Origin of the sequence: Shimia sp. Alg240-R146, from assembly GCF_947331465.1 — a bacterium.
Classification (GTDB): domain Bacteria; phylum Pseudomonadota; class Alphaproteobacteria; order Rhodobacterales; family Rhodobacteraceae; genus Shimia.
Map to the genome: position 1 here is coordinate 43,531 of NZ_CAMZOK010000001.1, position 24,153 is coordinate 67,683.

Consider the following 24,153-nt stretch of genomic DNA (forward strand, 5'->3'; position numbering starts at 1 on the left):
ATGAACGTGCACACAAATGCCGACCAGATCGAGATCAACGGCGTCATCGTATCCGCCACACCGGGGCAGCGCCCCGCGCTTGTGGATGGCTGCGACACCGTGGTGGGTCTGTTTCAAAAACGCTGTGAACAGCTGGGCGATCGCACAGCACACCGCGAAAAAGACTTCGGAATCTGGCAAAGCTACTCGTGGAAAGACTATTGGACCCACGCCAAATGGATCGGTCTGGGCCTGCGCGCCCTCGGTCTGGAGCGCGGCGAAGTGGTGTCGATCCTGTCGGAAGACCGCAAGGAATGGCTTTATGCCGACATGGGCATCCAATGTGTCGGCGGCATCGCGTCCGGTGTTTACACAACGGATTCCGCCAGCCAGTTGGAATATTTGCTGCGCGACAGCGGCAGCCGGTTCCTGTTTGTGGAAAACGACGAACAGCTCGACAAGTTCCTGGAGATCGAGGAGCAGGCTGACCAAATCGAAAAGGTCATCATTCTCGACCCAGATGGCCTACACGATCTGCGTCACGAAAAGTGCGTCTTTCTTGACGAGCTTTATGATACCGGCAAAGCCTTTGACGCGGAGAACCACGGATTCTTTGAGGATGAGATCGCCAAAGCCAAGCCCGAAGACACGGGTCTGCTGATCTACACTTCCGGCACAACTGGCGCCCCTAAAGGCGCGATGTTGTCTCAGGAGAATGTGATTGCGGGCTGTGTTTCCGGTGCGCACGCCCTGCCCACTCATGATGACGACGAGCAGCTGTGCTTCCTGCCGCTCTGTCACATTCTGGAACGCAACGTGTCGGCCTATTTCCCGATTGCGGGCAAATCGACGGTGAACTTTGCCGAAAGCACTGAGACCGTCTTTGACAACCTGCAGGAAGTCTCACCGGCGCACTTTACTGCTGTGCCGCGCGTCTGGGAGAAAGTCTATTCCCGCGTTCTGGTGCTGGCCCAAGAAGCAACCCCAATCGGGCGTCTGTGTTTCAAACTGGCAGTCAGTGCCGGTCTGAAACGCGCCGATTACCTTTTGGATCGCAAGCCCGTGCCAATTTGGACCAAGATCAACTACGCGATCTGGGATTTCCTCGTGTTGCGCAACCTGCGTCGTATGCTGGGCATGGACAAGATGCGCCGCGGCGGTACTGGCGCGGCGCCGATCTCGCCGGATCTGATCCGCTGGTATTGGGCCATCGGGGTTCAACTTCTCGAAGGCTACGGCATGACGGAAAACGCTGGCATCGCCTCGATCAACCTGCCTGATGACAACAAAATCGGCACCGTTGGCAAAGCGGTTCCCGGTTTTGAAGTGCGTATTGCCGAAGACGGTGAAATTCAAACCTACGGGTTGAACAACTTCCAAGGCTACTGGCGCAACAACGAAAAGACGGTGGAAACCTTCACCGATGACGGGTGGCTGCGCACAGGCGATGTGGGCAAGGTGGACGAGGACGGTTTTGTGTCGATCACTGGTCGCCTCAAGGACATCATCATCACGGCTGGTGGTAAAAACATCACTCCGGCCGAAATCGAAAGCCGCCTGAAGTTCAGCCACTACATCTCTGATGCGGTGGTGATCGGCGATGCGCGCAAATACCTGTCGTGCCTGATCATGATCGATCAGGAAAACGTCGAGAAGTTCGCGCAGGACCTGAAGGTGCCATTCTCTGATTTTGCCTCGCTCTGCGCGGCACAAGAGGTGGTCGATCTCATCAAAAAGGAGGTTGATGAGGTCAACAAAGAATTCGCCCGTGTCGAACAGATCAAGGATTTCCGCCTGATCAACGTTCTGCTGACGGCGGAAGACGAGGAGCTCACCGCGACCATGAAACTCAAGCGCAGCTTTGTGGAGAAGAAACACGCGGGACTTATTGAGGAAATGTACTAAGCTGAATTTATTGTGGCTCAAGACCACTTAACCAACGGGAGGAAAACATGAAAAAACTGACGACCGCAGTAGCGGCGAGCGCGATGGCGCTTACGTCAACAGCCTGGGCCGAGACCCAGGGTGTGACAGACACCGAGGTGGTATTCGGTTCGGTCAACGACCTGTCCGGCATCTTTGCCGCAGTGGGCGTTCCAGCCGTAAACGGTGCCAACATGCGCTTTGACGAGGTCAACGCCGCAGGTGGTGTCCACGGCCGCATGATCAAGTTCGTTGTGGAGGACAACGGCTACCAGATCCCGCGCGCCATGCAGGGCTACAACAAACTGCTGAACCGCGACAAAGTCTTTGGCATGTTGCTGTCGCTTGGCACACCCATGAACATCGCGGGCTTCAAGCTTCTTGACCCCAAAGGCATCCCGAATATCGGCCCGCTGTCTTCCGCGCGTCAGATGCTGCAGGATCCGATCGACAACAAGTTCATCGGCTTTTCCAGCTATTGGGATCAGGTTCAGGTTGGCGTGAAGTACCTCGCCGGCGAATTTGACGCCAAAGAGATCTGCACCATGTATATCCCGTCCGACTTCGGCAAAGAGATCGCCGAGTCGACCAAAGACGTGACTGCAGGCCTCGGCCTGACACTGGGCGGCGAAACCACTCACAAGCCGGACGAGCTCGATTTTGTTGGCTCGCTGACCAAACTCAAAGCGGCTGAGTGTGACGTGATCACAATGGCTCTGGGTGTGCGTCAGGGCATCACAGTTGTTGGCACTGCCAAGAAACTGGGCTGGACCGACGTCAAATTCCTTAACACCTCTGCTGGCTTCCTTGAGCCGGTTGCCATGGTTCCAGGCGGCGTGACCGACGGTCTTTATGCGGCTGCAGGTTGGGTTGATCTGTACTCTCGTGCCGCTGAGCCGGTCGCGGGCAAGTTCATCGCGGACTACAAAGCCAAATACGACCAGCCAGCCAGCGGTTTCGCGATGCTGGGTTATTCCGGTGCCGACACAGTTGTGCGCGCTCTGGAAGCAGCAGGTCCTGATCTGACCCATGAAAGCTTCCAAGCTGCCATGGAAAGCCTTGAGTACAAAGACGAGCTGACCGATGCCATGGTTAAATATGGCGCAGGTGATCACCAAGGTGTGGACGAAGTGACCATCTCGGTCGTCGAAGGCGGCGGCTGGAAGCTGGTGTCCCGCCAGTAAGCTTCGGCTGAAAGAAACAAAATGCAGAAGGCGGGCTTTTGGGCCCGCCTTTTTCACATTCACTAGGTCGCCTTGAGACGGCTTTAGCGCTTAGTCACCTAGTTTGGCGTGGACCTCGTCCAGATCGATCTCCCCGATGGGCATCTTGTTACCCGGGTTTTCGAAATCGTATTTGAACAGGTGAAAGTCACGCTTGTAGATCTCGTAGACCAAATGCATCGACAGATCGTCGAAGTAGTCCTCAACCGGATGCGCACGTTTGGGGCCGTGGCCCTCGCTTTCGTTGAACCGGGGAATGCCCGAAAGATCAATCGCATGAGCAGGCTCGATATTATCAAGCACCTCCTGCATCCCGTCGTTGAATTTTTCGGTCCAAAGGATTTTGTCGTATTGCCCGCCGTTCACGATAAAGGTCGACACGTGACCTGACATTGCAGACCAGTGAATGTCGGGATCCATCGGGCGGCGCCAGCGAATGGTGTCGCGCGCAAACAGTAGAAACCGACGAAAGCTCTGGATCTGGTCAAACTCCTGTTTGCCATCCTCGCCACCCACTTCGATGCCGTATTTCTGGATCAGCATAGGCACGAGATTGCCGCGATAGCGTTTGCCGTTGCGCTGAATGCCGCAAATTTTGTCAAAGAACGACGACAGAATGCGGGTGTAGGGATTGCGCACACAGGTAAACGCATATGATTTGTGCGCTTGCACGTTGTCGATGATCGGCTGATGACTTTCTTCCAGTGCCCACTTGTGCAACCCGCCTTTAGCGTCGTGGATGTCACCGTCAAAGAACTCGCCGTGATCCGAATAAAACATGATCTGGCCTATGGTAGAGCAAGCGCATTTTGGCACCACGCGGTACACCACGCTTTCACTCTCTGTCATCCATGTTCCCGGAAAACCCATCTCACTCGCCTCCTGAAATCCGCGGTTGTTACCGTCGGTAGTCGCCTGTCAGAAATAAAAAAATCCTAACAAAGCCTGTTTATTCAATGCGTCTTCATCTTTAAATGGATAAAACCATATCGTCAAAGAGGGGATCACAGAAGTTCATGGCACGGATTGCGTATATTTTGCTGTGCCACAAGGATCCTGAGGCGATTATCAAGCAAGCCGAGAGCCTGACGGCAACCGGCGACTACATATCCATCCACTTTGATGCGCGCGCCAACCCAGACCACTACAAGGCCATCACAACCGCTTTGGGGAGTAATCCCAACGTTGCCTTTGCCCACAAACGCATCAAATGCGGCTGGGGAGAATGGTCGCTGGTAGAGGCGACGCTTTATGCAGTGGAAACCGCGGTCGAGAAATTCCCGCGTGCGACCCATTTTTACATGGTGTCGGGCGATTGCATGGTGATCAAATCCTCGGAGTATATCCATAATTTTCTGGACGATCACGACGTCGATTTCATCGAAAGCTTTGACTATTTTGAAAGCGACTGGATCAAGACCGGCTGGAAAGAAGAGCGGCTTATCTATCGCCACTTTTTCAACGAACGCACGCAAAAACGCCGCTTCTATGCCGCTTTCAAACTACAGCGTAAACTGGGCCTGACCCGTGACATTCCGGCCGACATTCAAGTGATGATCGGCAGCCAATGGTGGTGCCTGCGTCGCCAAACCATCGAAGCTGTTCTGAACTTTACCCAGCAGCGCCGCGACGTGATGCGGTTCTTCCGCACCACCTGGATTCCGGATGAAACCTTTTTCCAGACCATCGTGCGCCACTTGGTGCCTGCCACGGAAATCCGCACGCGCACGCTGACATTCTTGATGTTCTCCGACTACGGCATGCCGCTGACGTTTTACAATGACCACTACGATCTGCTGCTCAGTCAGGACTATCTGTTCGCCCGCAAAATCAGCCCCGAAGCGATCGAACTCAAAGAACGACTCGGCGCGCTCTACGCGGAAAAAGACGTGAATTTCCAGATCTCTGCCGAAGGCCCGAGCCTGTTCAAATTCCTGACCGGCCGCGGCCGCGTCGGCAAGCGTTTTGCCAGTCGGTTCTGGGAAACCGAAAGCTCTTTGGGTCGGGATCGCGAATTGATGCTGCTGGTGTGTAAAAAGTGGCACGTTGCCAAACGGCTGTTGGAAAAGATCGGACAGGAAACCGACATTCCGACCATTGCTTATCTTTTCAACGAAGAAGGCACACCGCTGCCGGATCTGGGCGGCATTCAGTCAACACTTGGCAAACGTACGCGCCACCGCCGCGCTTTGATGCGGATGCTGTTTGACTATTACGACACCAACCGTTTGGTGGTCTGCCTTGATCCCTCCGCAATGGACCTCATGCAGGATTTCTTCGGGGATCGCTCCACCACGCGGATGATGGAGATCCAGTGCGAATTTACCGACGACTACCTCAGAGGCCACGCCACGCGGATCGGCCTTGCTGGCGAACAGACACCACAGGACACGCTGGAGCGGCTCATGCCGACGATCCGGCGTGACATCGTGAACGAAAGCGACCGCATCCGCGACGCTGACTTTGAAAACCTGATCCTCCTGCGCCAGGCCGACAATGTGTCTGACCACATACACGCGCTGGAACAGTTCCTGACCGCTTCGCCCGAAGCCGCGGAGAAAATCGCGCGTACCGATTATCTTTTCGCGGATTGATTTAGCTCGCGAACGCTCGCGCCCCTTTGGAAACTACAGCTGCGCTGTTGTCCCCAAAGGCGCCACCGCGCAGCAGTTGCTGGGTTAACCCAACAACGCCTCTTTGCGGAACAGCTCTTTGACGTCCACTTCAGGACGCGCGCCGTAATGGCTGATCACTTCGGCGGCTGCAACACAGCCCATTCGCCCGGCTGTCTCAAGGCTTTGCCCCGTCGCCACGCCGTAAAGGAATCCGCACGCAAACTGATCACCCGCCCCAGTGGCATCGACCGGCACGATCTCATTGACGGCCACTCTGACTTCCTCATCGCCGGACAGCAGGACCACGTCTTTGCCTGAACGGGTGCACACCACCATGCCACAATCCCGCGCAGCCTGTTCCAAAGCCGCGGTCAGGTCGGTCTGATACAACGACGCCCATTCGTGCTCATTTCCGATCACAAAATCCAGCTCTTTCACCAGCCGCCGGAAGTCGTCGCGGTGACGCTCGACGCAGAAAGGATCAGACAGCGCAATGCCCGCTTTGCCGCCGCCATCGCGGCACAGTTTGGCCGCGCGTTCAAACGCCTCTTTGCCTTTGGGTTTGTCGTAAAGATAGCCCTCAAGAAACAGCAACTGCGCCTGACCTGCCACATCGTCGGACACATCTTCCGGCCCCACCTCAGAAGAAATCCCAAGATAGGTGTTCATCGACCGCTCTCCGTCGGGTGAAACAAAGATCATCGAGCGTGATGTCGGCAGATCGCCACCCGCAACCGGCGGGTTCACAAAATCTGTGCCATCGGCTTGCATTTCTTTGGCGTAAAACTGGCCAAGCGCGTCATCGTGCACCCGTCCGATAAAAGCCGTCGAAAGACCCAAGGCGCCCAATCCGGCAACCGTATTCGCCACCGATCCACCCGGCGCCTGCGTACGGTTGGTCATGCCGGCATACAGCATTTCGCCACGCTCTTTTTCCACCAGTTGCATGATGCCTTTCTGAATCCCCATCAGATCCAGAAAGCTGTCATCGGATTGGCTGATGACGTCGACGATGGCGTTGCCGATGCCGACAACCTGATATTGTTTCATAAATTTTTGTCCTCGAACTGACAGAGATCGCGAATTAGGCAATTGCCACACATGGGTTTGCGCGCCTTGCAGACATAGCGTCCGTGCAGGATCATCCAATGATGCGCGTGCTGTTGAAAGTCTACAGGGATATTGTCTTCAATCGCACGTTCCACGGCGACCACATCCTTGCCCGGACACACGCCCGACCGGTTGCCAAAGCGATAGATATGCGTGTCCACAGCCTGTGCCGGATAGTTCCACCACATGTTGAGCACAACATTGGCGGTCTTGCGCCCGACACCCGGCAGGCTTTCCAGCGCCGCGCGGGAATTGGGCACCTCGCCATCGTAGTCTTCCGCTAAGATCTTGCTCAGCTTCATCACGTTCTTGGCTTTGTTGCGATAAAGGCCAATGGTTTTGATGTGCTCAATCAGTTGCTCTTCACCAAGATCAAGCATCTTCTGCGGTGTGTCCGCCACCTTGAACAGATCTTTGGTTGCGCGATTCACCCCAACATCTGTGGCCTGCGCCGACAAGGCGACTGCAACGACCAACGTATAGACGTTGACGTGGTCCAGTTCGCCCTTGGGCTCGGCCTCTGCGGCTTCAAACCGGGTGAAAATCTCTCGGATCGTATGATAGTCAAGTTGCTTTGCCATAGGTGTTTCTAAAGCATGAGGGCCCGCATCGCGCAAGCTTGCGGCCGCGTCACACCTTGTCTTTCAGCATCGCCTCAATCTTATCAAGCCGCGTCAGAACTTCGTCACGGTAGTTTCCGGTCTCTTCTTCGGCTTCGACATGGTGCGCGTCCTGCATAGAATTCACCACCAGACCAACCACAAGGTTGAGCACCACAAATGTCGTCAACAGAATGAACGGCACAAAGAACATCCACGCATAGGGATAGACCTCCATCACGGGACGAACGATGCCCATCGACCAGCTTTCCAGTGTCATGATCTGAAACAGCGAGTAGCCTGAACTGCCCAACGTGCCAAACCATTGCGGGAAAGAGGCGGCGAACAATTTGGTCGCCATAACTGCGCCGATATAGAATATCAGCGCCATCAGCAGAAACACGGAACCCATGCCCGGAAGCGCGTTTAGCAGCCCTTCAATCACGCGCCGCAACGACGGCGCAACCGACACAACGCGCAACAAGCGCAGGATGCGGAGCGCCCTCAAGACGGACAAACCGCCACCAGACGGCACCAGCGCAACGCTGACAATCACCAGATCAAACAGGTTCCAGCCGTTTTTGAAAAACTGACCGCGGTGCACGTAAAACTTCGCCAAAATCTCGACGACAAAAATCGCCAAACAAATGTCGTCCAGAACAAGCAACACAGGCCCAATCGCCGCCATGATCGGTTTGGACGTCTCCATACCCAAAATCACTGCGTTGAACAGGATCACACCAAGGATGAAGTTGCTGAATGCTGGGCGGTCGATGAACGCGCCGATCTTGTTTCTCAGGTCCATGCGATCCCTCTTTTTGCGCGGCACTCTTGAGGACTTCATATGTGAGGCGCGCGTCCTTTCGCAAGACGCGCACCTGATATTCGCTGCTTCAGGGATCAGGTTTCCACCCAGGCGGGCCAAACAATCGACCTCGCAGCTCGCGCCCGGTCTTGGCGTTTTTGACATCGCGCCATAGTCCGGGGATCTCAGAGAACCAGACCTTCACAGGTTTCTGGCTATCAAAATCAGTGGTCAGCCCGTAGCGCGGACGTTCTTCCTCAACCTGAAAACTGCCAAACATTCCATCCCAGATGATCAGAATGCCCGCATAGTTTTTGTCCAGGTACTTGGCATCGCTGCCGTGGTGTACCCGATGATGGCTAGGGGTGTTCAAAACCCACTCAAGCGGCCCCAGTTTGCCAATCAGTTCCGTGTGCAACCACGTTTGATAGCCCAGCACCACGATCACGCTGCCCAGCACCACATCCGGGCTGAACCCGATCAGAACCAGCGGGATGTGCATGATCAGCGACCAAAGGCTTTCGAGCGGTCCAAACCGCACGGCGGTCACGATGTTATAGTCGCGGCTGGAATGATGCACCGCGTGCTGTGTCCACAACAGCCGTACCTGATGCGCAATGCGGTGTTCCCAATAATAGGTAAAATCCGCCAGCAAGAGCGCCACCAGAAGCCACGGCCATGTCGTGGGGATTGACCACGGCACAAATTCAAAACTGACCACATAGAGCGCGGCATAAGCGCCGGTCATCAGGACAACCTCGACCAGCAAATAAGGGATCTGTGTGCTGGCGCTGGCGATCATTTCCAGCAGAGTTTTGCCTTTGAGCGATCCTTTGAACCATGCCTCGGCAAGTTCAATCAACAGGATCGCAGCACCGATGACGAAAAACACATCATCAATTTGTCCGGCCAGTTCCATAAAACTGTCAGGAGTCATTTTGCGCCTCCCACACCAATTGTCAGTGTGCGCCAAGCCAAATCGGCGGCTTGCTTGTGTGTGGCCTCTCCGGTTTTGACCATTTCCCAAGCCGCATAAAGCAACGCATCGAAACTTTCGGCAATCCAGGGGCTGGGGACATACGCGGCAAAGCCACCTTCGGATTTGGCCTGATCAATGGCGGCAATCATCTCCGCCCTTTGACGTTTGGACTCCGCCGCCAATTGTGGCGTGTCCGCGACTGGTCCGGCTTCCAGAAACCGCGCTCTGTTTGCCAATGGAATCATCGCCGAGAGCCCCAAACGCAACGCGTCGGTGTAGCTTTCAGCATCAGTCGCCGCCGCCTCAAACGCCTCGTCGAGTTCGCGCATGGCCTGCATGGCCAAGGCGCTCATTAGCTCATCCCGACCACTGAAATGGCGATGCAATGTCGCGCGGCCCACGCCGGCCTCTAATGCGACATCGGCCAACGTCGCTGTTGGTGCATCCTCAAAAACTGAAAACGCCGCGTCCAGAATAGCTTCTATAGTTTTCTCAATCATCAAATCCTCCAACAAGGCCTTGTGTCTGAATGAGACATAAGTGTCTCAATTGAGACTTCAATGTCAAAACTAGAAAATCCGCAAGATTCGGGTCGATCGAAGCATCCGCAAGCTCTACTTTGACATCAAAGGAGAGCTGTCATGAACGACATGAGCGAAGGCTATCATTACAACGTCATGCGCCGCGCGATTGAGCTGATCGACGCGCACAGCGCCGAAGGCGGCGAAGGTCTGTCGCTTGATGATCTGGCCCGCGAAATGGGCATGAGCCCCGCGCATTTCCAGCGACTCTTTACCAAATGGAGCGGCGTCAGCCCAAAAAAATTTCAGCAATACCTGACCCTTGGCCACGCCAAAGTGCTGCTGCGCGACCATTTCACAACATTGGAAACTGCAGGCTCTGTGGGTTTGTCAGGATCGGGTCGCTTGCACGATCTCTTCCTGCGGTGGGAAGCCATGAGCCCCGGCGAATACGCCCGCAAGGGTGCAGGGCTCACCATCTATTGGGGATGGTTTGACAGCCCGTTTGGCCTTGCCTTGGTGATGGGTACCGACAAAGGCTTGTGTGGTATCGGTTTTGCCGCCGAGATGGGCGAAGAGGCGGCGATGGAAGATCTTGCGTCGCGTTGGCCCAACGCCATTTTCGTCGAGGACCCGATGTTCCTGCGCCCGTGGGTTCTGGCTGCGTTTCAGGCTGAAACAGGCGATCTGGACAAAGTGCCCGTCTATATGATCGGCACCAGCCTGCAGATAAAAGTCTGGGAAGCCCTGATGCGTATCCCGTCAGGTGAAGTCACCACCTATTCGGAAATCGCCCGCGCCATTGGCAATCCGCGTGCTGTGAGGGCCGTGGGCACTGCGGTGGGGCGCAATCCGGTAAGCTGGCTGATCCCATGCCACCGCGCAATGCGCAAATCCGGCGGATTGGGCGGCTATCATTGGGGCGTACCGGTCAAACGTGCGCTGTTGGCCTATGAGGCCGCGCGGGCCGAGGCTTGACCGCTTAAGCGCGGCGGTCGGCGTGTTTTCGCCTACAATTCGCGCGAGAGCCTTGGGACACGTGGCTCAATGTCTTATAAATTTGGCAAAAGCCGACACAATCGGCACCAATTTTGAGGCAACGAGATGAAAAGATTTACCCTGACTCTGTGCGGCGCGTCGCTTGTGGCGCTGACCGCCTGTACCGATCCCGCCTATGTCACTGGCAGCGCGGAAGACCGCGATGACCACCGCAACACCAAAAGTGGCGCCATCTTTGGCGGCATCCTTGGTGCCGGTGTCGCCGCTGTCACCGATGGCAACCCGCTGGTGGGTGCCGCCATTGGCGCAGGTGCAGGCGCACTGATTGGCAACCAACTCGACAAACAAGCCGCGGAGTTGCGCGAAACGCTGGATGACGACGTGCGCATCGAAAACACCGGCGACCGACTGATCCTGACCATGCCGCAAGACATTCTGTTTGAGGTCGACAGCGATGTCGTGAGCTACAGCCTTGAGGACGATCTGTTCAAAGTCGCGACCAGCCTGAACAATTATCCTGATACAACCGTGCAAATTCTTGGCCACACCGACAACACCGGCTCCGCAGCCCATAACCAGGGACTGTCGCAGCGCCGCTCCAATGCGGTGGCTGACGTGCTGATGGATGGCGGTGTGCCGTTCGGGCGCATCGAATCCATCGGTCGCGGCGAAGACCAACCGATTGCGTCCAATCTGGACGACGAAGGGCGTCGCCAGAACCGTCGCGTGGAAATCGTGATCCTGCCCAACGCAGTCTGATCTGCGCGAAAGGTGAAAAAGAAAAGGCGTCGCTTGTAAGCGGCGCCTTTGTTGTTACTTATCAAGGGCGAACAGAAAACAGGAACGTTCATGCCCCATGCCTTGCTTGGCCTGTCCGGCGCGTTGCGCGCAGGCTCCACCAATTCCGCCCTTCTGCGGGAAGCTGCCCGCCTTTACGGCGCTGACACCTATGCACAAGCAGATCTAAACCTGCCGCTTTATGACGGTGATCTTGAGGACAGCGATGGCATCCCGGCTTCGGTGGACATGCTGGTGCGCCAAATAGCGGCGGCCGACGCGGTGCTGATCTCTACTCCCGAATACAACGGGGCGGTGACCGGCGTGCTGAAAAACGCGCTCGACTGGATCAGCCGCCATTCCGAGAAGCCTTTGGTTGGAAAACCCGTCGCTATCATGAGCGCCGCCGCCGGCCGCGCGGGTGGAGTACGAGCGCAAACCATGTTGCGAACCTGCCTCGTTGCATTTCGTCCCCGTATCGCGCTTGCCCCCGAAGTCGGGATAGCTGACAGCGGCAAGGCTTTTGACGACAATGGCCGCTTTGTCAGCGATCGTTCCGCGGCTTCGGTCACCGCATTGATGGACGCTCTGAAAGCTGACGTGATCTCATGACTGGGGCTTCCGAGCTCGTGGCTGAACCACATTAAGGGGCCAGCCCCTTTTTGGCTGCGCCAATTCATCCCCGGGATTTTTTTGGCAAAGGAAGTTCAGCTGGTCGGCGTGCCGATTTCAATCAGGTTGCCGTCCGGATCGCGGATGTAAATCGACAGGATCGGACCCTGCGCACCGGTGCGTTTGATTGGCCCGTCCTCGATGGGAACCCTCAAAGTGTCGAGGTGGGCTTGCCAATCGGCGACGTCTCTATTGGTCAGAAAACACAAATCTGCGGTGCCTGAGGCCACCTTTGCCGCGTGCGGCGCAAATGGCGCTGATGCGTGATGCAAGTTGATCTTCTGCTCGCCAAACTTCAGCGCCCAGCGCGTGCTGCCGTCTGCGGGCGTGAACTGTTCGGCCTGCATGCCCAGAACATCGGTGTAGAAGATGATTGTGCGCGCAATGTCGGTCACGCTTAGCACCAGATGATCGAGAGATATAACCTGTGGCACGCGCCGCCCCTTGTGCGTTGGATTGGCTCTGCTAGCCTGATGTGATGAACCATGACAGCCCTGCAGCCTTGCGTCAAAGCGACGTTCTGGATCCGGCCCGCGCGCAGGCGTTTCTGACCGCGCTGGGGCGGGACGATGAGGTTTCGGCGGGCGACGCGCTGCTGCCGTTTTTTCACCAACTTTATTTCTGGGACGCTCAACTGCCGTCCGCGTTGGGTCGTGATGGACATCCGAAGGTTGGCGGCATTATTCCCGACATGGGATTGCCACGCCGCATGTGGGCCGGCGGGCAATTGGAGTTCTTTTCACCGCTGTGTGCCGGTGAGTTGGCCACCAAAAACACAACGTTAAAGGCGGCAACAACCAAACAGGGACGAACCGGACCCTTGGCGTTTGTGACCCTGTGTCATGAGGTTACGCAAGGCGGAAAGGTTTGTGTACGTGAGTCTCAGGATTTGGTCTATCGCGAAGACCCGGACCCGACCGTGCCCATGCCTGCCGTGCCTATGGCGCGTACCGACGAAATGTTTGCCGAAACGTGGTCTTTCGACAGCACGCTGTTGTTTCGCTATTCGGCGCTGACTTTCAACGGGCATCGCATCCACTACGATCTTGATTACGCGCGCGATGTCGAAGGGTATGGCGGGCTGGTGGTGCATGGCCCTCTGCTTGCACAGCTCTTGATGTTGATAGCCGAACGCCAGCTCGGCACGCTCAAGAGGTTTACATTTCGTGCGGTATCACCGCTTATGCATATTGAAACGGCAACGTTGTGTTGGGCAAGGGACGGCACTTGTTGGGTGCGCGGTCCGGACGGGCGGCAGATTATGACCGCCAAGGCCGAATAACTGTCAAAGCGAGGCTTCAGGTCGGAACCGGTCAGGGATAGCGTCTTTGCCGTCCAGCATCAGATCCGCCATTGCCTCAGCCACGCCGGGTGCCATACCAAAGCCGATCTTGAAGCCTCCGTTTGCGATAAACTGGTCAGTGTGCAACGGATGTGCGCCCAACATCGGTGCACGGCTTTTGGCGCGCGGGCGCAGGTTGGCCCACCGCTCAATGACAGGTGCGGTGGCCAGCATGGGGAAGACCTCACAGGCACGCGCAATCAATTCCTCGAGCAAATCGTCGGTGGCGTCGGCCGACGCATATTCGCGCTCGGACGTAGAGCCAACGGCCACTGTGCCGTCCGCGTGCGGTACGACCAAAACGTCCCCCGCCGAAGTGATCGGTGCGCCACCGGCGTCCAGTCCAAAAACCGCCGCCTGTCCCTTGACGCCATTGCCCACGGTCTTGCCTTTGACCTCGCTCAGCTCTTTCAAACCAGCCACGCCTGTCGCCCAGAGCACCTGCCCTTGCAGATCGATCGCCGCCCCGACTTCCACCACGCCGCCTTTGGCGCGAATGGCTGCAACCAAGGCCTCGCAAGCACGGCGCGGATGCAATCGCGCGCTCAGCGTGTCTTCGATCAACAACCCGCTGGTCGTCTGAGGTGCCCAATCGCCTGCCGTACAGGATTCAATAACACGCCAATGCGCCTTGCCCTGCCAGAAGGTGCGCGCGCTTTCTGTTCTTTCATGTGCGAGACCCAGCGCGCGGTCCGTGTCTATCGGCTGCAACCGCCCTACACGATCGTATCCCGTCGACACGCCCCCGACGGCCTCAACCTCGCGCCAAAAAGACTCCGCGCTGATCAGGCTCTGAAACTGGAATTCCTTGGTCTCGTTCCACCGCTCGGGTGCATGAGGCGACAGCATGCCGACAACCCCGCCGCTGCACCCCGCCGCAATGCCGGTGCGATCGATAACGCGCACCCTTGCGCCGCGCTTCGCGCAGGCCCAAGCGCTGGCCAGGCCAAACACGCCCGCCCCAACAACCGTCACATCTGCTGCCAAACCCATTGCCAAATCACCTGCCTTCGCCCAAAGCTCATCTGACCTCTCAATAAGGCATGCCGACATGGGCGACCAGCACGCAGAATTGGACTGGCGGGATCAGGCCATTCCGGTCTCAACCCGGTTTGATGACCCGTATTTCAGCCTTGAGAACGGGCTGGCCGAGACGCGCCATGTGTTTCTGGCCGGCAACGACCTGCCTGCGCGGTTTGCCCCCGGGTTTCACATCGCTGAATTGGGATTTGGCACTGGGTTGAACCTATTGACTGCATGGATGGCGTGGGAGCAGGCGGGTCACACCGTCCCGCTGACATTCACCAGCTTTGAAGCTTTTCCGATGACCGCAGACGAGATGGCCCGCGCCCTTGCGGCCTTTCCGGAGGTTGCGCGCTATGCAGACCGTTTGGTCACAGCGTGGAAAGAAGACAAGACCCTCGCGACGCTAAAAGGCATCAACGCATGCGTGATCCTTGGTGATGCGCGCGAAACGCTGGCGGCAGAGAGTTTCGCCGCCGATGCGTGGTTTCTTGACGGGTTTTCGCCAGCCAAAAACCCCGAACTCTGGGATGCAAGTCTGATGGCGCAAGTCAGCGCCCACACCACATCAAGTGGCACAGCAGCCACTTACACAGCCGCCGGGTTCGTCCGCCGCAACCTGGCGGACGCGGGTTTTTCAGTAGCGCGCGTCCCCGGATTTGGGCGCAAGCGCCACATGACCACCTGCTTCAAGGCGCCCGCATGACCGTGGTTGCAGACAATCGGCGCGGCATACTGTTGATGTGCCTGACGACCTTCGTATTCGCGATGCAGGACGGGTTCTCACGGCATTTGGCGGAAACTTACAACACCTATCTCGTGGTGATGATCCGCTATTGGTTCTTTGCGGCCTTCGTCGTGGCCTTGGCCATGCGGCAGCAAGGCGGATTAGCCCGCGTGGTTCGCAGCCGATTTCCCGTGTTGCAAACCGTACGCGGCGCGCTGCTTGCGCTGGAAATCTGCGTTACGGTGTTGTCGTTTACCCTGTTGGGCCTGACCGAAACACATGCCGTGTTCATCTGTTTTCCACTGATGATTGCCGCGCTGTCCGGCCCCGTGCTGGGCGAGCAGGTCGGCTGGCGGCGCTGGGCGTCGATCGGCGTCGGCGCCTTAGGTGTGATGATCATCCTGCAACCCGGTACAGGCGTGTTTTCTCCTGTGGCGGCGATTCCGTTGCTGGGGGCGCTGATGTTTGCCGTTTATGGCCTGATGACTCGCTATGTGTCGCGCGGCGACAGTTCTGCCACCAGCCTGTTTTACACCGGCACCGTCGGCTGTCTCGTGATGACCGCAATCGGCGTGTTTTATTGGGAGCCGATGACAAGCCGCGACTGGCTTTGGATGGGGATGCTCTGTGTCTCTGGCGTGTTTGGCCACTGGTTGCTGATCAAAACCTATGAAGCCGCCGAAGCCAGCGCGGTGCAGCCATTTGCTTATCTGCAGCTACCTTTTGCGGCTGCATTGGGCATGGTCGTCTTTGGCGAGACTTTGCGGGCAAATGTTGCCATCGGCGCGTCGGTGGTGGTCGGCGCAGGCCTGTTCACGTGGTGGCGGGAACAGCGTAAGCGACCCTAACGGATGACCCGAATGGTGCCGCCTGTGATTTCTTGACCAAACGGCATTGGCAAAGCCGCTTTGCCCAGCCGCGCGCGATAAACCGGCAGACTTTCTGACACCCGCATCACATAATTGCGCGTCTCGTTGAACGGAATCATCTCGATCCAGTCCACCATCGCCTCGACAGAGCCGCCGCGCGGGTCGCCGTTGTTGGCCATCCAACGTTTGGGCCGATGCGGCCCTGCATTATATCCGGCGGAAATCATGATGATATTGCCGTCAAACTGCTCGGCCAATCCCGCCAGATAGGCGCTTCCAAGCCGCGCGTTGTATTCCGGGTCTGCGGTCAGATTGCCAATCACGTAAACCTCACCAATGTCGCGCGCCACGTCCCGCGCAGTGCCGGGCATCAGCTGCATCAAGCCGCGTGCACCTGCATGACTGACCACAACCGGGTCAAACTCGCTTTCGCGCCGCGCAATCGCCAGAGACAACTCATCCGCCACCGGCAAGTCCTGCGACACCAACGGGTGCAGCGGATAGTAGGGGCCCGGCAAGGTGATGCCGCGTTTCACAATGGTCTTGCCCATCATCACCGCGATGTGCGGTTGGCCCAAATCCTGCACCATCTCGCCCATCTGTCCCAACGCCGGACGGTCAAGACTTTCGGTCAGATGCAGCCAGAAGCGCTCCGCCAATGACAGCTCTCCGGCATCCAGCAACATCCGCGCCGCTTTGTGCACGCTGGTTGTTGTCCATGCCGCTTCACGCCAGTTGGAAAATGTTTCTTCGCCGCGCAACGCAGGATCAGCAGCCATGTTGGCCTTTTCCGCCGCCAAAAGCCCATAAAAACTCGTCTGATGCGCCGCACCGGCGACATAGGCCTGTCGCGCGGTGTCGACCTCGCCCATCGCCTCATAGGCGCGGCCCAGCCAGTATCCTGCACGGCCCAGCGAAATCGGTGTCTCCACCGATTGCGCAAAGCGGACAAAATGTGCCGCCGCCGTCTCGGGCTTGTTCAGAAAACGCAATGCCAGATAGCCGGCGAGCCACTCGCAATCGGAAAATCCATACCCCGCATCAGGCGACATGCCATGCACCGCTGCCAGATCGTAGGCCGTCTGATAGTTGCCCGCGCGCATCTGATTGCGCACCAAAGACCGTCGACGGGTTGCCCAACGATCAGCTTCGCCCAGTGTTCCTGCTTTGGAGCGCGCCAAAATAAGCTCGATCGCTCGATCGTTCAGATCCTTGCGGTGCCGCCAGACAAACCGCTCATAAGCCAGTCCCGCGTCATCCTGCAACGTGTCAGGCACCGCGGTAATCAACGCATCAACACCCGCCGCCCGATCCCGCAAGGCAATCCGCGCCTGCGACAGCGCAATCCACTCGCCCGGCACATGTTTGTACATCCGTCGCGCGTTTTCTTTCCAACCTTTCCACAACATCGCGTCCAGCCGCGCAGTGTGGTGATCCGCCAGCAATTTGCCATGCCGTTGCAGATAGACGCCCTGCGTCTCGCTATCCATCGCCATCGTGCGCCACGCCAGCACAATGCCAGCCTGCGCTGCGCCACCTTCACCTGCGGCCTGCAACACCTCGGCCTGCGTCAGCGCGCCTTGCGCGGTTTGCGGGCTGCCGTGCACATAGAACGACATCGCCATTTCGTGGCTGACACCAAAAAACGCCTCTTCGGATTGCTTGCGTAGATAGGGAAGACCGGGCCAGTCGCCACGCCGCTGCAGAAAGGCCAGCACCTCATCAGGCCGGCCCTTGCCCGCGCGCAATCGGTGCCATTCCACGATGTCTTTCGCGATCTGATCCTCTCGGCGCACTTCGGCCTTTGCCTTGTCCCAATCACGGGCGCGCACCGCATCCAATGCCGCCGAAAGATCGGCAAGCGCCAGATTTGGCGCTGCAAAATTTGCTGCAAGCGCAAGACAGAGTGCCAGAAAAGAACGCAACATGGCTTGCTTTTTCCAATGCCAGAACGGATAGAACCCGCACGATAAAACGCGCACCCATTTGCCACAACTCACAATCTTGGCAAACAAGCGACTTACCGCTAGGGTCCGCGCGATTTCTAACGGGCGTTTCCGCCCAGCTACGCAAAAAAGGAGCGTGTCATGTTCAAAGGGTCTTTCCCCGCACTCGTCACGCCGTTCACGAACGGCGAGCTGGATTTGGAAACGCTGAAGAAGCTGGTCGAATGGCATATCGGCGAAGGCAGCAACGGCTTTGTCCCTGTGGGCACCACCGGTGAAAGCCCCACCCTGACCCATGCAGAGCACGAAGCCGTGGTCGAAGAGGTCGTGCGCGCCGCCGCTGGCCGTGTGCCGGTTATTGCAGGCGCCGGCAGCAACAACACCGTCGAAGCCATCCGTTTGGCGCAACATGCCGAAAAAGTTGGCGCCGATGCATTGCTCGTGGTCACGCCTTATTACAACAAGCCAACCCAGCGCGGTCTGGTTGCGCATTTCACTGCCATCCACGATTGCTGCGACCTGCCGATCATCATTTACAACATTCCGGGTCGCTCGGTTGTCGACATGATGCCCGACACCATGGGTGAGCTGGCGAAGCTGCCCCGTATCGTCGGCGTGAAAGACGCCACCGGTGATCTGTCGCGCGTTCCGCAACAGCGCATCACCTGCGGCAAGGATTTTGTACAACTGTCCGGCGAAGACGCCACAGCACTCGGGTTCAACGCCCACGGCGGCGTCGGCTGCATCTCTGTGACCGCCAACGTCGCACCGCGCCTGTGTGCAGAATTCCAAACCGCCACGCTGGAAGGCGACTACGCCAAAGCACTGGAGCTTCAGGACCAGTTGATGCCTCTGCATCAGGCGGTCTTTACTGAACCGGGTTTGGTTGGCGCAAAATACGGCATGGCCCGTCTGAGGCTGTGTTCTGACGAGGTCCGCCTGCCTCTGACCGGTTTGTCAGACGACACCAAAGCAAAAATGGATGACGCCATGCGTCACGCGGGACTGCTGAACTAAGGCACGCTGGTCTCGTGGGCCATCGTGGCCTTACACACAGACTGTTGCCGCCGTCAGGCGGCAACGCGTTCGCCTACTTCAACCGATCACATCCGACATCAAAAAAGCCCCGACCAAAGTCGGGGCTTTTTCTGCCAGTGCCTGATGGGGAGCCAACAAAGCGCTGATCAGGAGAGACCACTCTTTAACATCAGTGCCCCGGCGTGACGGAATGGCGGGGGAACACCTGAGCCCGTCCAGCCGCGCGATCCGACCGCCACTTCATAAACCGCCTCCCGAGCCCGAACAAACCAATCAGGACATAGCTTGACTGGATCAAAAAGGCGGCAAGGTTAAAGGCGGAGGCCAGACTGATCAGAACACAAGACGCCGCACAAACAACAAGTCCGGTGTAAAGCGCGCTGTTGCCGCAGACCTTGCCAGTTTGCAAGCATGTGAACGCCACAATGTAGAGGGAAAATCCACATACACCGACCTTTTGCAAAGCGTCCGGGTGTTGCCGCAGGACATCTAAAAACTCGTACACAAAACCTCTCCCTGTTTGCACCCACACCCTAAGGTTCTGACCGGCGTCACGTCATACCCCAAACAGGGTAAGAACCAACGTAACACCCCTTTTTGTAAGGGAAAAATTGGTATGGAATGCCCTACTTTTTGGTCCAATTCACAAGAAAAGTAGGGTTTTCCGGAGGAGAAAAATGACCGAAGCGTGAGTGCGCGAGCTCATAGGCGACTTCCACCAAATCACCCGACGCTTCTGTCTTGCGGGCAATCAACACAAAGGCCGCACCCGCGGAACGTCCAGAAGGGAAACCCGCGCGCTCAGAAGCCAAGAGTTGGCAGCCAAGCCAGGCATCCCGCTCACTTTAATTGAAGGCGGGTATGTGAGTTCAGGTCAGCCAAATCGCGCAAACTGCTGCAACTGCGCCAACCACAGCGCTGCTTCCACCGGTCAACACGATCCAAAGCCAGAAGTTGTCGCGCGGCCGCATCGGGGTTTCGTTCTGCTTCATCAGAACGCCCTCCACAATGCCCGGCAAACGCGGACCAAAGCGGCTTAGGACCCGTGCGGTTTTGGCCAGATCACCTAGCACAGCCCGCGGGCCGATGCTTTTTTCGATATAGGAAGACACAACAGGCTTGGCGACATCCCAAATATTCACCCGCGGATCCAGCGAGCGCGACACGCCCTCGACCACCACCATTGTGCGTTGCAACAGGATCAGCTCGGTCCGCGTGGCCATGCCAAAGCGCTCGGTCACCTCAAACAGGTAACTTAGCAAACGACCCATCGAGATGCGGGTCGCATCCATGCCAAAGATCGGCTCCCCCACCGCGCGAAGCGCGCGGGCAAATTCGTCCACATCCTGATCGGCAGGTACATAACCGGCCTCAAAATGCACTTCGGCAACACGTCTGTAATCGCGCTGGATGAACCCAAAAAGGATCTCGGCATAAACTCGGCGGGTGTATTCGTCGATCTGCCCCATGATCCCGAAATCATAGGCAATGATGTCACCATTTGCAGCGACCTTCATATTGCCCTGATGCATGTCAGCGTGGAAAAAACCGTCCCGCAACGCATGGTTCAAAAACAGCTCCAGCACCCGATTGCCCAGCGCGTGACGATCATGCCCTGCCGCATCCAAGGCGTCATTGTCGCCAATCGGCGTGCCCTCGGCCCAGCCCAGCGTCATCACCCGCTTGGCTGAATGCTCCCATATGATGGCAGGCACCTGATAGCCGGGATCATTGACGGTATTGGCCGCAAATTCACTGGCAGAGGCGCTTTCAATCCGCAGATCAAGCTCTGAGGAAACGCCATTGTCAAAATGCTCGATTACATCGCGCGGCCGCAAGCGGCGCGACCCCGGTGACAGGAATTCGATGGTGTTGGCCGCAAAATAGAAAGCATCGATGTCCTTGCGAAACGCCTTCTCGACCCCCGGACGCAGGATTTTCACCGCAACCTCTTCTCCGGTCTCTGCCAAGCGCGCGCGGTGTACCTGCGCAATCGACGCCGCCGCAACGGGCTCGGAAAACTCGGAAAATATCTCATCGACCGACCGGCCCAGTTCGCTTTGCACTTCGGCTTTGGCGGTCGCCATATCAAACGGCGGCAGCTTGTCCTGTAACACCCGCAGTTCGGTGGCCAGATCGCCGCCCACCACATCGGGGCGTGTCGACAAAACCTGACCAAACTTGATGTAAGCTGGACCCAACGCCGTCAACGCGCGCGGCAGAGGCGGCGCATCAGGATCGCCCTTGATGCCCAGCCATTGAAACGGCCAGGTCAAACCGCGCAACACCACCCGCATCAGCTTGGGCGCTTCAAACGCGTCCAGAACCACTTTCATTGCGCCGGAGCGCTCCAACGTGGCCCCCGTGCGGATCAGTCGGATGATGTTGTGAGGACCCCTCACAATTTCCACCCCGAGTGCAGCGCCGCGATGCCCATTGTCAGGTTGCGGTATTTGGCGTTCTCAAAACCCGCCTGCCGCACCATGTCCAGAAACGTCTCCTGATCGGGGAACTTGCGGATGCTCTCGACCAGATACTGATAACTGTCGCGGTCATTCGCGATCATCTGCCCCATCTTGGGGATGATGTTGAACGAATAGAGGTCATAGACCTTCTGCATCATGTCATTCGGGATCTGGCTGAATTCCAGCACCATCAGTCGGCCACCGGGTTTGAGCACGCGATAGGCCTCATTCAGCGCCTCTTGCGGGCGGGTCACGTTTCGAATGCCAAAGCTGATGGTGTAAACGTCAAAAGTATTGTCCTGAAACGGCAGCGCCATCGCGTCGCCCGTGACCCAGTCCAGACTCTCCGCCATCTGCGCCGCCTCAGCCCGCTTGCGACCCTCAACCAGCATGGGTTCGGTCAGATCGCACACCGTGGCATGACCATGTCCTGCGCGGCCCAGAAACTTGAACGACACATCGCCCGTGCCACCGGCCACATCAAGCAACTTCTGACCGGGGCGAGGCGCCAGCCAATCCATCATCGCATCTTTCCAGATGCGGTGAATGCCCATCGACATGACATCGTTCATCACGTCGTATTTGGACGCCACAGAGCCAAAGACGCCCTGAACTTTGCCGGCTTTTTCCGACTCCGGCACAGTTTCAAAGCCAAAATGCGTGGTGTTGCTGTCTTGGGTCATCACACGGTCCCTTGTGGTTCGCGACTCTACATATCCCTCTGGCGAAAAAGGCACAATGCGGCGTTTGAGGAGAGGCCGCGTCGATCTTTCGGTCGGGCGGTTGAACGCCACCCAATTACCCGCCACAGTCTGCGTAACCAATGTTGCGAGCCACGTCATGCCTGAACTGCCCGAAGTCGAAACCGTCCGCCGTGGTCTTGCGCCGGCTATGGAAGGCGCAGTGATTGCGCAGGCGCATGTCAACCGCCCCGACCTGCGCTGGCCGTTTCCGGAGCGTATGTCGGACCGGATTACGGGCGCCACGGTCAACCAACTGCGCCGCCGATCCAAATACATCCTCGCGGACCTCGATACAGGCGAGACTCTGCTTGTTCACCTTGGCATGTCGGGCCGCATGACGGTTTCCGGCGACCCTTTGGGGCAATTTGTTCATGATCACCCGCCTGCGCAGAAACATGATCACGTTGTTTTTGACATGGACAACGGCGCACGCGTCACCTTCAACGATCCGCGCCGTTTTGGCGCGATGGATCTTCTGGACACCGCCACCGCGGACGCGCACCCATTGCTGGCCAAGATCGGGCCGGAGCCCTTGGGCAACGATTTCAACGAATCCTACCTCGCTGACCGACTCGCCGGCCGCAACACCCCAATCAAATCCGCGCTGCTGGACCAACGCATTGTTGCCGGTTTGGGCAATATCTATGTGTGTGAGGCGCTTTATCGCGCGCGCATTTCGCCCATTTGTAAGGCAGGCAAACTTTCCACTAAGCGCACGCGCAGCCTTGTCCCGATCATCCGCGAAGTTCTGTCAGACGCGATCGACGCCGGCGGCTCGTCACTGCGTGATTTCCGTCAAGCTGATGGAGAACTTGGATATTTTCAGCACAGCTTCGACGTTTACGGGCGCGAAGCCGAGCCCTGCAAGACTCCCGATTGTGGCGGTGAAATCAGCCGAATCACCCAATCAGGACGCTCATCCTTCTTTTGCCCGCAATGCCAAAGATAACTTGATCCGTTTGCCGCAAATGGTAAGGAATCACTCCTGACTGGAACAACGAAAGCACCACTCATGGCTTTTGAGACGATCATCGTCGAAGTAGAGGACCACGTGGCCCTCATCAAACTCAACCGCCCCGATGCCCTGAACGCGCTGAACCAACAGCTCATCGGTGAGGTTTTGACCGCCCTCAAAGACGCGGACAGCAACGACAAAGTGCGTTGCATTGTGCTCACCGGCTCCGAGAAAGCCTTCGCCGCCGGCGCCGACATCAAAGAGATGTCAGAGATGAGCTTTGCCGACGTGAACCTGTCGGATCTGTTCGGCGCATTTGGCGACGAGATCCAAACCATCCGCAAGCCGATCATTGCCGCCGTATCCGGCTATGCACTAGGCGGCGGATGCGAAGTGGCGATGGCCTGCGATTTCATCATCGCGGCGGACAACGCCAAATTCGGCCAACCTGAAATCAACCTCGGCGTCATCGCCGGTATCGGCGGCAGCCAGCGCCTGACCCGTGCGGTGGGCAAGGCCAAGTCGATGGACATGAACCTGACCGGCCGCTTCATGGACGCCGAAGAGGCAGAACGCTCCGGCCTCGTCAGCCGCGTGGTGCCAGCCAAAAAGCTGATGGAAGAAGCCCTCGCCGCAGCGCATAAGATCGCCGAAAAATCGATGATCGCCGCGCGCACCGCCAAAGAAGCTGTGAACCGCAGTTTTGAAAGCACCCTCTCCGAAGGTTTGCTGTTTGAGCGCCGGTCCTTTCATGCGCTGTTCGCCACTGAGGATCAGAAAGAGGGCATGACCGCCTTCATCGAAAAGCGCCAGCCGCAGTTTCGCGACAAGTAGGCTAAGCAA

Annotated in this window: 24 protein-coding genes; 12 read left to right on the top strand and 12 right to left on the bottom strand. The window is 57.5% G+C overall.

Annotation, left to right across the window (positions count from 1 at the left end; genetic code table 11):
- Positions 1 to 1,884, top strand: a complete 1,884-nt coding sequence (locus PG871_RS00245) for an AMP-dependent synthetase/ligase (RefSeq protein WP_270725010.1) — start codon at positions 1 to 3, stop codon at positions 1,882 to 1,884.
- Between the two features lie 47 nt (positions 1,885 to 1,931).
- A complete protein-coding gene (locus PG871_RS00250) occupies positions 1,932 to 3,086 on the top strand; it encodes an ABC transporter substrate-binding protein (RefSeq protein WP_270725011.1) in 1,155 nt (384 codons plus the stop codon).
- A 90-nt stretch (positions 3,087 to 3,176) separates the two neighbouring features.
- Here PG871_RS00250 and PG871_RS00255 read toward each other — a convergent pair whose 3' ends face one another.
- Entirely contained in the window at positions 3,177 to 3,995 is an 819-nt protein-coding gene (locus tag PG871_RS00255) for a sulfotransferase family protein (protein ID WP_270725012.1), read from the bottom strand.
- Between the two features lie 146 nt (positions 3,996 to 4,141).
- Between PG871_RS00255 and PG871_RS00260 the strand changes: the two genes are divergently transcribed.
- A complete protein-coding gene (locus PG871_RS00260) occupies positions 4,142 to 5,719 on the top strand; it encodes a DUF5928 domain-containing protein (protein ID WP_270725013.1) in 1,578 nt (525 codons plus the stop codon).
- Between the two features lie 84 nt (positions 5,720 to 5,803).
- Here PG871_RS00260 and PG871_RS00265 read toward each other — a convergent pair whose 3' ends face one another.
- The 5 genes from PG871_RS00265 to PG871_RS00285 form a co-directional block, all read right to left on the bottom strand.
- Positions 5,804 to 6,790: an adenosine kinase gene (locus PG871_RS00265; protein WP_270725014.1), complete on the bottom strand. Its 987-nt coding sequence runs from the start codon at positions 6,788 to 6,790 to the stop codon at positions 5,804 to 5,806.
- Positions 6,787 to 7,431 (bottom strand): endonuclease III, encoded by a 645-nt coding sequence (gene nth / locus PG871_RS00270; protein WP_054004380.1) that lies wholly within the window; start codon positions 7,429 to 7,431, stop codon positions 6,787 to 6,789. Before nth ends, PG871_RS00265 begins: the two co-directional genes overlap by 4 nt.
- Positions 7,432 to 7,480: 49 nt before the next feature.
- Positions 7,481 to 8,254: an ion transporter gene (locus tag PG871_RS00275; RefSeq protein ID WP_270725015.1), complete on the bottom strand. Its 774-nt coding sequence runs from the start codon at positions 8,252 to 8,254 to the stop codon at positions 7,481 to 7,483.
- Positions 8,255 to 8,342: 88 nt separating this feature from the next.
- Entirely contained in the window at positions 8,343 to 9,191 is an 849-nt protein-coding gene (locus PG871_RS00280; protein WP_270725016.1) for a sterol desaturase family protein, read from the bottom strand.
- Positions 9,188 to 9,733, bottom strand: coding sequence for a TetR/AcrR family transcriptional regulator (locus tag PG871_RS00285; protein ID WP_270725017.1), 546 nt, complete (start codon positions 9,731 to 9,733; stop codon positions 9,188 to 9,190). Before PG871_RS00285 ends, PG871_RS00280 begins: the two co-directional genes overlap by 4 nt.
- A gap of 141 nt (positions 9,734 to 9,874) precedes the next feature.
- Here PG871_RS00285 and PG871_RS00290 point away from each other — a divergent pair, with 141 nt between their 5' ends.
- The 3 genes from PG871_RS00290 to PG871_RS00300 all read left to right on the top strand — a co-directional run bounded on the left by PG871_RS00290 (position 9,875) and on the right by PG871_RS00300 (position 12,142).
- A complete protein-coding gene (locus PG871_RS00290; RefSeq protein WP_270725018.1) occupies positions 9,875 to 10,732 on the top strand; it encodes a bifunctional helix-turn-helix domain-containing protein/methylated-DNA--[protein]-cysteine S-methyltransferase in 858 nt (285 codons plus the stop codon).
- A 126-nt stretch (positions 10,733 to 10,858) separates the two neighbouring features.
- Positions 10,859 to 11,512, top strand: a complete 654-nt coding sequence (locus PG871_RS00295; RefSeq protein ID WP_270725019.1) for an OmpA family protein — start codon at positions 10,859 to 10,861, stop codon at positions 11,510 to 11,512.
- A gap of 90 nt (positions 11,513 to 11,602) precedes the next feature.
- The gene (locus PG871_RS00300) at positions 11,603 to 12,142 is read left to right on the top strand and encodes an NADPH-dependent FMN reductase (protein ID WP_270725020.1); all 540 of its coding nucleotides are present in this window, start codon (positions 11,603 to 11,605) and stop codon (positions 12,140 to 12,142) included.
- A gap of 95 nt (positions 12,143 to 12,237) precedes the next feature.
- On the opposite strand, the gene PG871_RS00305 is transcribed toward PG871_RS00300, so the two are convergent.
- Positions 12,238 to 12,636, bottom strand: a complete 399-nt coding sequence (locus PG871_RS00305) for a VOC family protein (RefSeq protein ID WP_270725021.1) — start codon at positions 12,634 to 12,636, stop codon at positions 12,238 to 12,240.
- Between the two features lie 44 nt (positions 12,637 to 12,680).
- Between PG871_RS00305 and PG871_RS00310 the strand changes: the two genes are divergently transcribed.
- Positions 12,681 to 13,484, top strand: coding sequence for an FAS1-like dehydratase domain-containing protein (locus tag PG871_RS00310; protein WP_270725022.1), 804 nt, complete (start codon positions 12,681 to 12,683; stop codon positions 13,482 to 13,484).
- Between the two features lie 3 nt (positions 13,485 to 13,487).
- On the opposite strand, the gene PG871_RS00315 is transcribed toward PG871_RS00310, so the two are convergent.
- Positions 13,488 to 14,537: an NAD(P)/FAD-dependent oxidoreductase gene (locus PG871_RS00315; protein WP_270725023.1), complete on the bottom strand. Its 1,050-nt coding sequence runs from the start codon at positions 14,535 to 14,537 to the stop codon at positions 13,488 to 13,490.
- 58 nt (positions 14,538 to 14,595) lie between these two features.
- Between PG871_RS00315 and mnmD the strand changes: the two genes are divergently transcribed.
- Both mnmD and PG871_RS00325 read left to right on the top strand, forming a co-directional pair.
- On the top strand, positions 14,596 to 15,273 hold the full coding sequence (mnmD, locus tag PG871_RS00320; RefSeq protein WP_270725024.1) for a tRNA (5-methylaminomethyl-2-thiouridine)(34)-methyltransferase MnmD: 678 nt from the start codon (positions 14,596 to 14,598) through the stop codon (positions 15,271 to 15,273).
- Positions 15,270 to 16,142 (top strand): DMT family transporter, encoded by an 873-nt coding sequence (locus tag PG871_RS00325; RefSeq protein ID WP_270725025.1) that lies wholly within the window; start codon positions 15,270 to 15,272, stop codon positions 16,140 to 16,142. Before mnmD ends, PG871_RS00325 begins: the two co-directional genes overlap by 4 nt.
- Here PG871_RS00325 and PG871_RS00330 read toward each other — a convergent pair.
- The gene (locus PG871_RS00330) at positions 16,139 to 18,091 is read right to left on the bottom strand and encodes a lytic transglycosylase domain-containing protein (RefSeq protein ID WP_270725026.1); all 1,953 of its coding nucleotides are present in this window, start codon (positions 18,089 to 18,091) and stop codon (positions 16,139 to 16,141) included. The two genes, PG871_RS00325 and PG871_RS00330, sit on opposite strands and share 4 nt — an antisense overlap.
- 159 nt (positions 18,092 to 18,250) lie before the next feature.
- Here PG871_RS00330 and dapA point away from each other — a divergent pair, with 159 nt between their 5' ends.
- Entirely contained in the window at positions 18,251 to 19,126 is an 876-nt protein-coding gene (dapA, locus tag PG871_RS00335; protein ID WP_270725027.1) for a 4-hydroxy-tetrahydrodipicolinate synthase, read from the top strand.
- 190 nt (positions 19,127 to 19,316) lie between these two features.
- On the opposite strand, the gene PG871_RS00340 is transcribed toward dapA, so the two are convergent.
- From PG871_RS00340 to ubiE, 3 genes are all read right to left on the bottom strand, one after another.
- Entirely contained in the window at positions 19,317 to 19,652 is a 336-nt protein-coding gene (locus PG871_RS00340; RefSeq protein ID WP_270725028.1) for a CBU_0592 family membrane protein, read from the bottom strand.
- A 364-nt stretch (positions 19,653 to 20,016) separates the two neighbouring features.
- Positions 20,017 to 21,549, bottom strand: coding sequence for a 2-polyprenylphenol 6-hydroxylase (ubiB, locus tag PG871_RS00345; protein WP_270728627.1), 1,533 nt, complete (start codon positions 21,547 to 21,549; stop codon positions 20,017 to 20,019).
- Positions 21,546 to 22,295 carry a bifunctional demethylmenaquinone methyltransferase/2-methoxy-6-polyprenyl-1,4-benzoquinol methylase UbiE gene (ubiE, locus tag PG871_RS00350; protein ID WP_270725029.1) on the bottom strand — a complete coding sequence of 250 codons (750 nt, stop codon included), beginning with the start codon at positions 22,293 to 22,295 and terminating at the stop codon, positions 21,546 to 21,548. The genes ubiB and ubiE overlap by 4 nt, the downstream gene beginning before the upstream one ends.
- Positions 22,296 to 22,452: 157 nt before the next feature.
- On the opposite strand from ubiE, the gene mutM reads away from it, so the two are divergent.
- Positions 22,453 to 23,304, top strand: a complete 852-nt coding sequence (gene mutM / locus PG871_RS00355) for a bifunctional DNA-formamidopyrimidine glycosylase/DNA-(apurinic or apyrimidinic site) lyase (protein ID WP_270728630.1) — start codon at positions 22,453 to 22,455, stop codon at positions 23,302 to 23,304.
- A 63-nt stretch (positions 23,305 to 23,367) separates the two neighbouring features.
- Positions 23,368 to 24,144, top strand: coding sequence for an enoyl-CoA hydratase (locus tag PG871_RS00360; protein ID WP_270725030.1), 777 nt, complete (start codon positions 23,368 to 23,370; stop codon positions 24,142 to 24,144).
- Positions 24,145 to 24,153 lie beyond the last annotated feature (9 nt).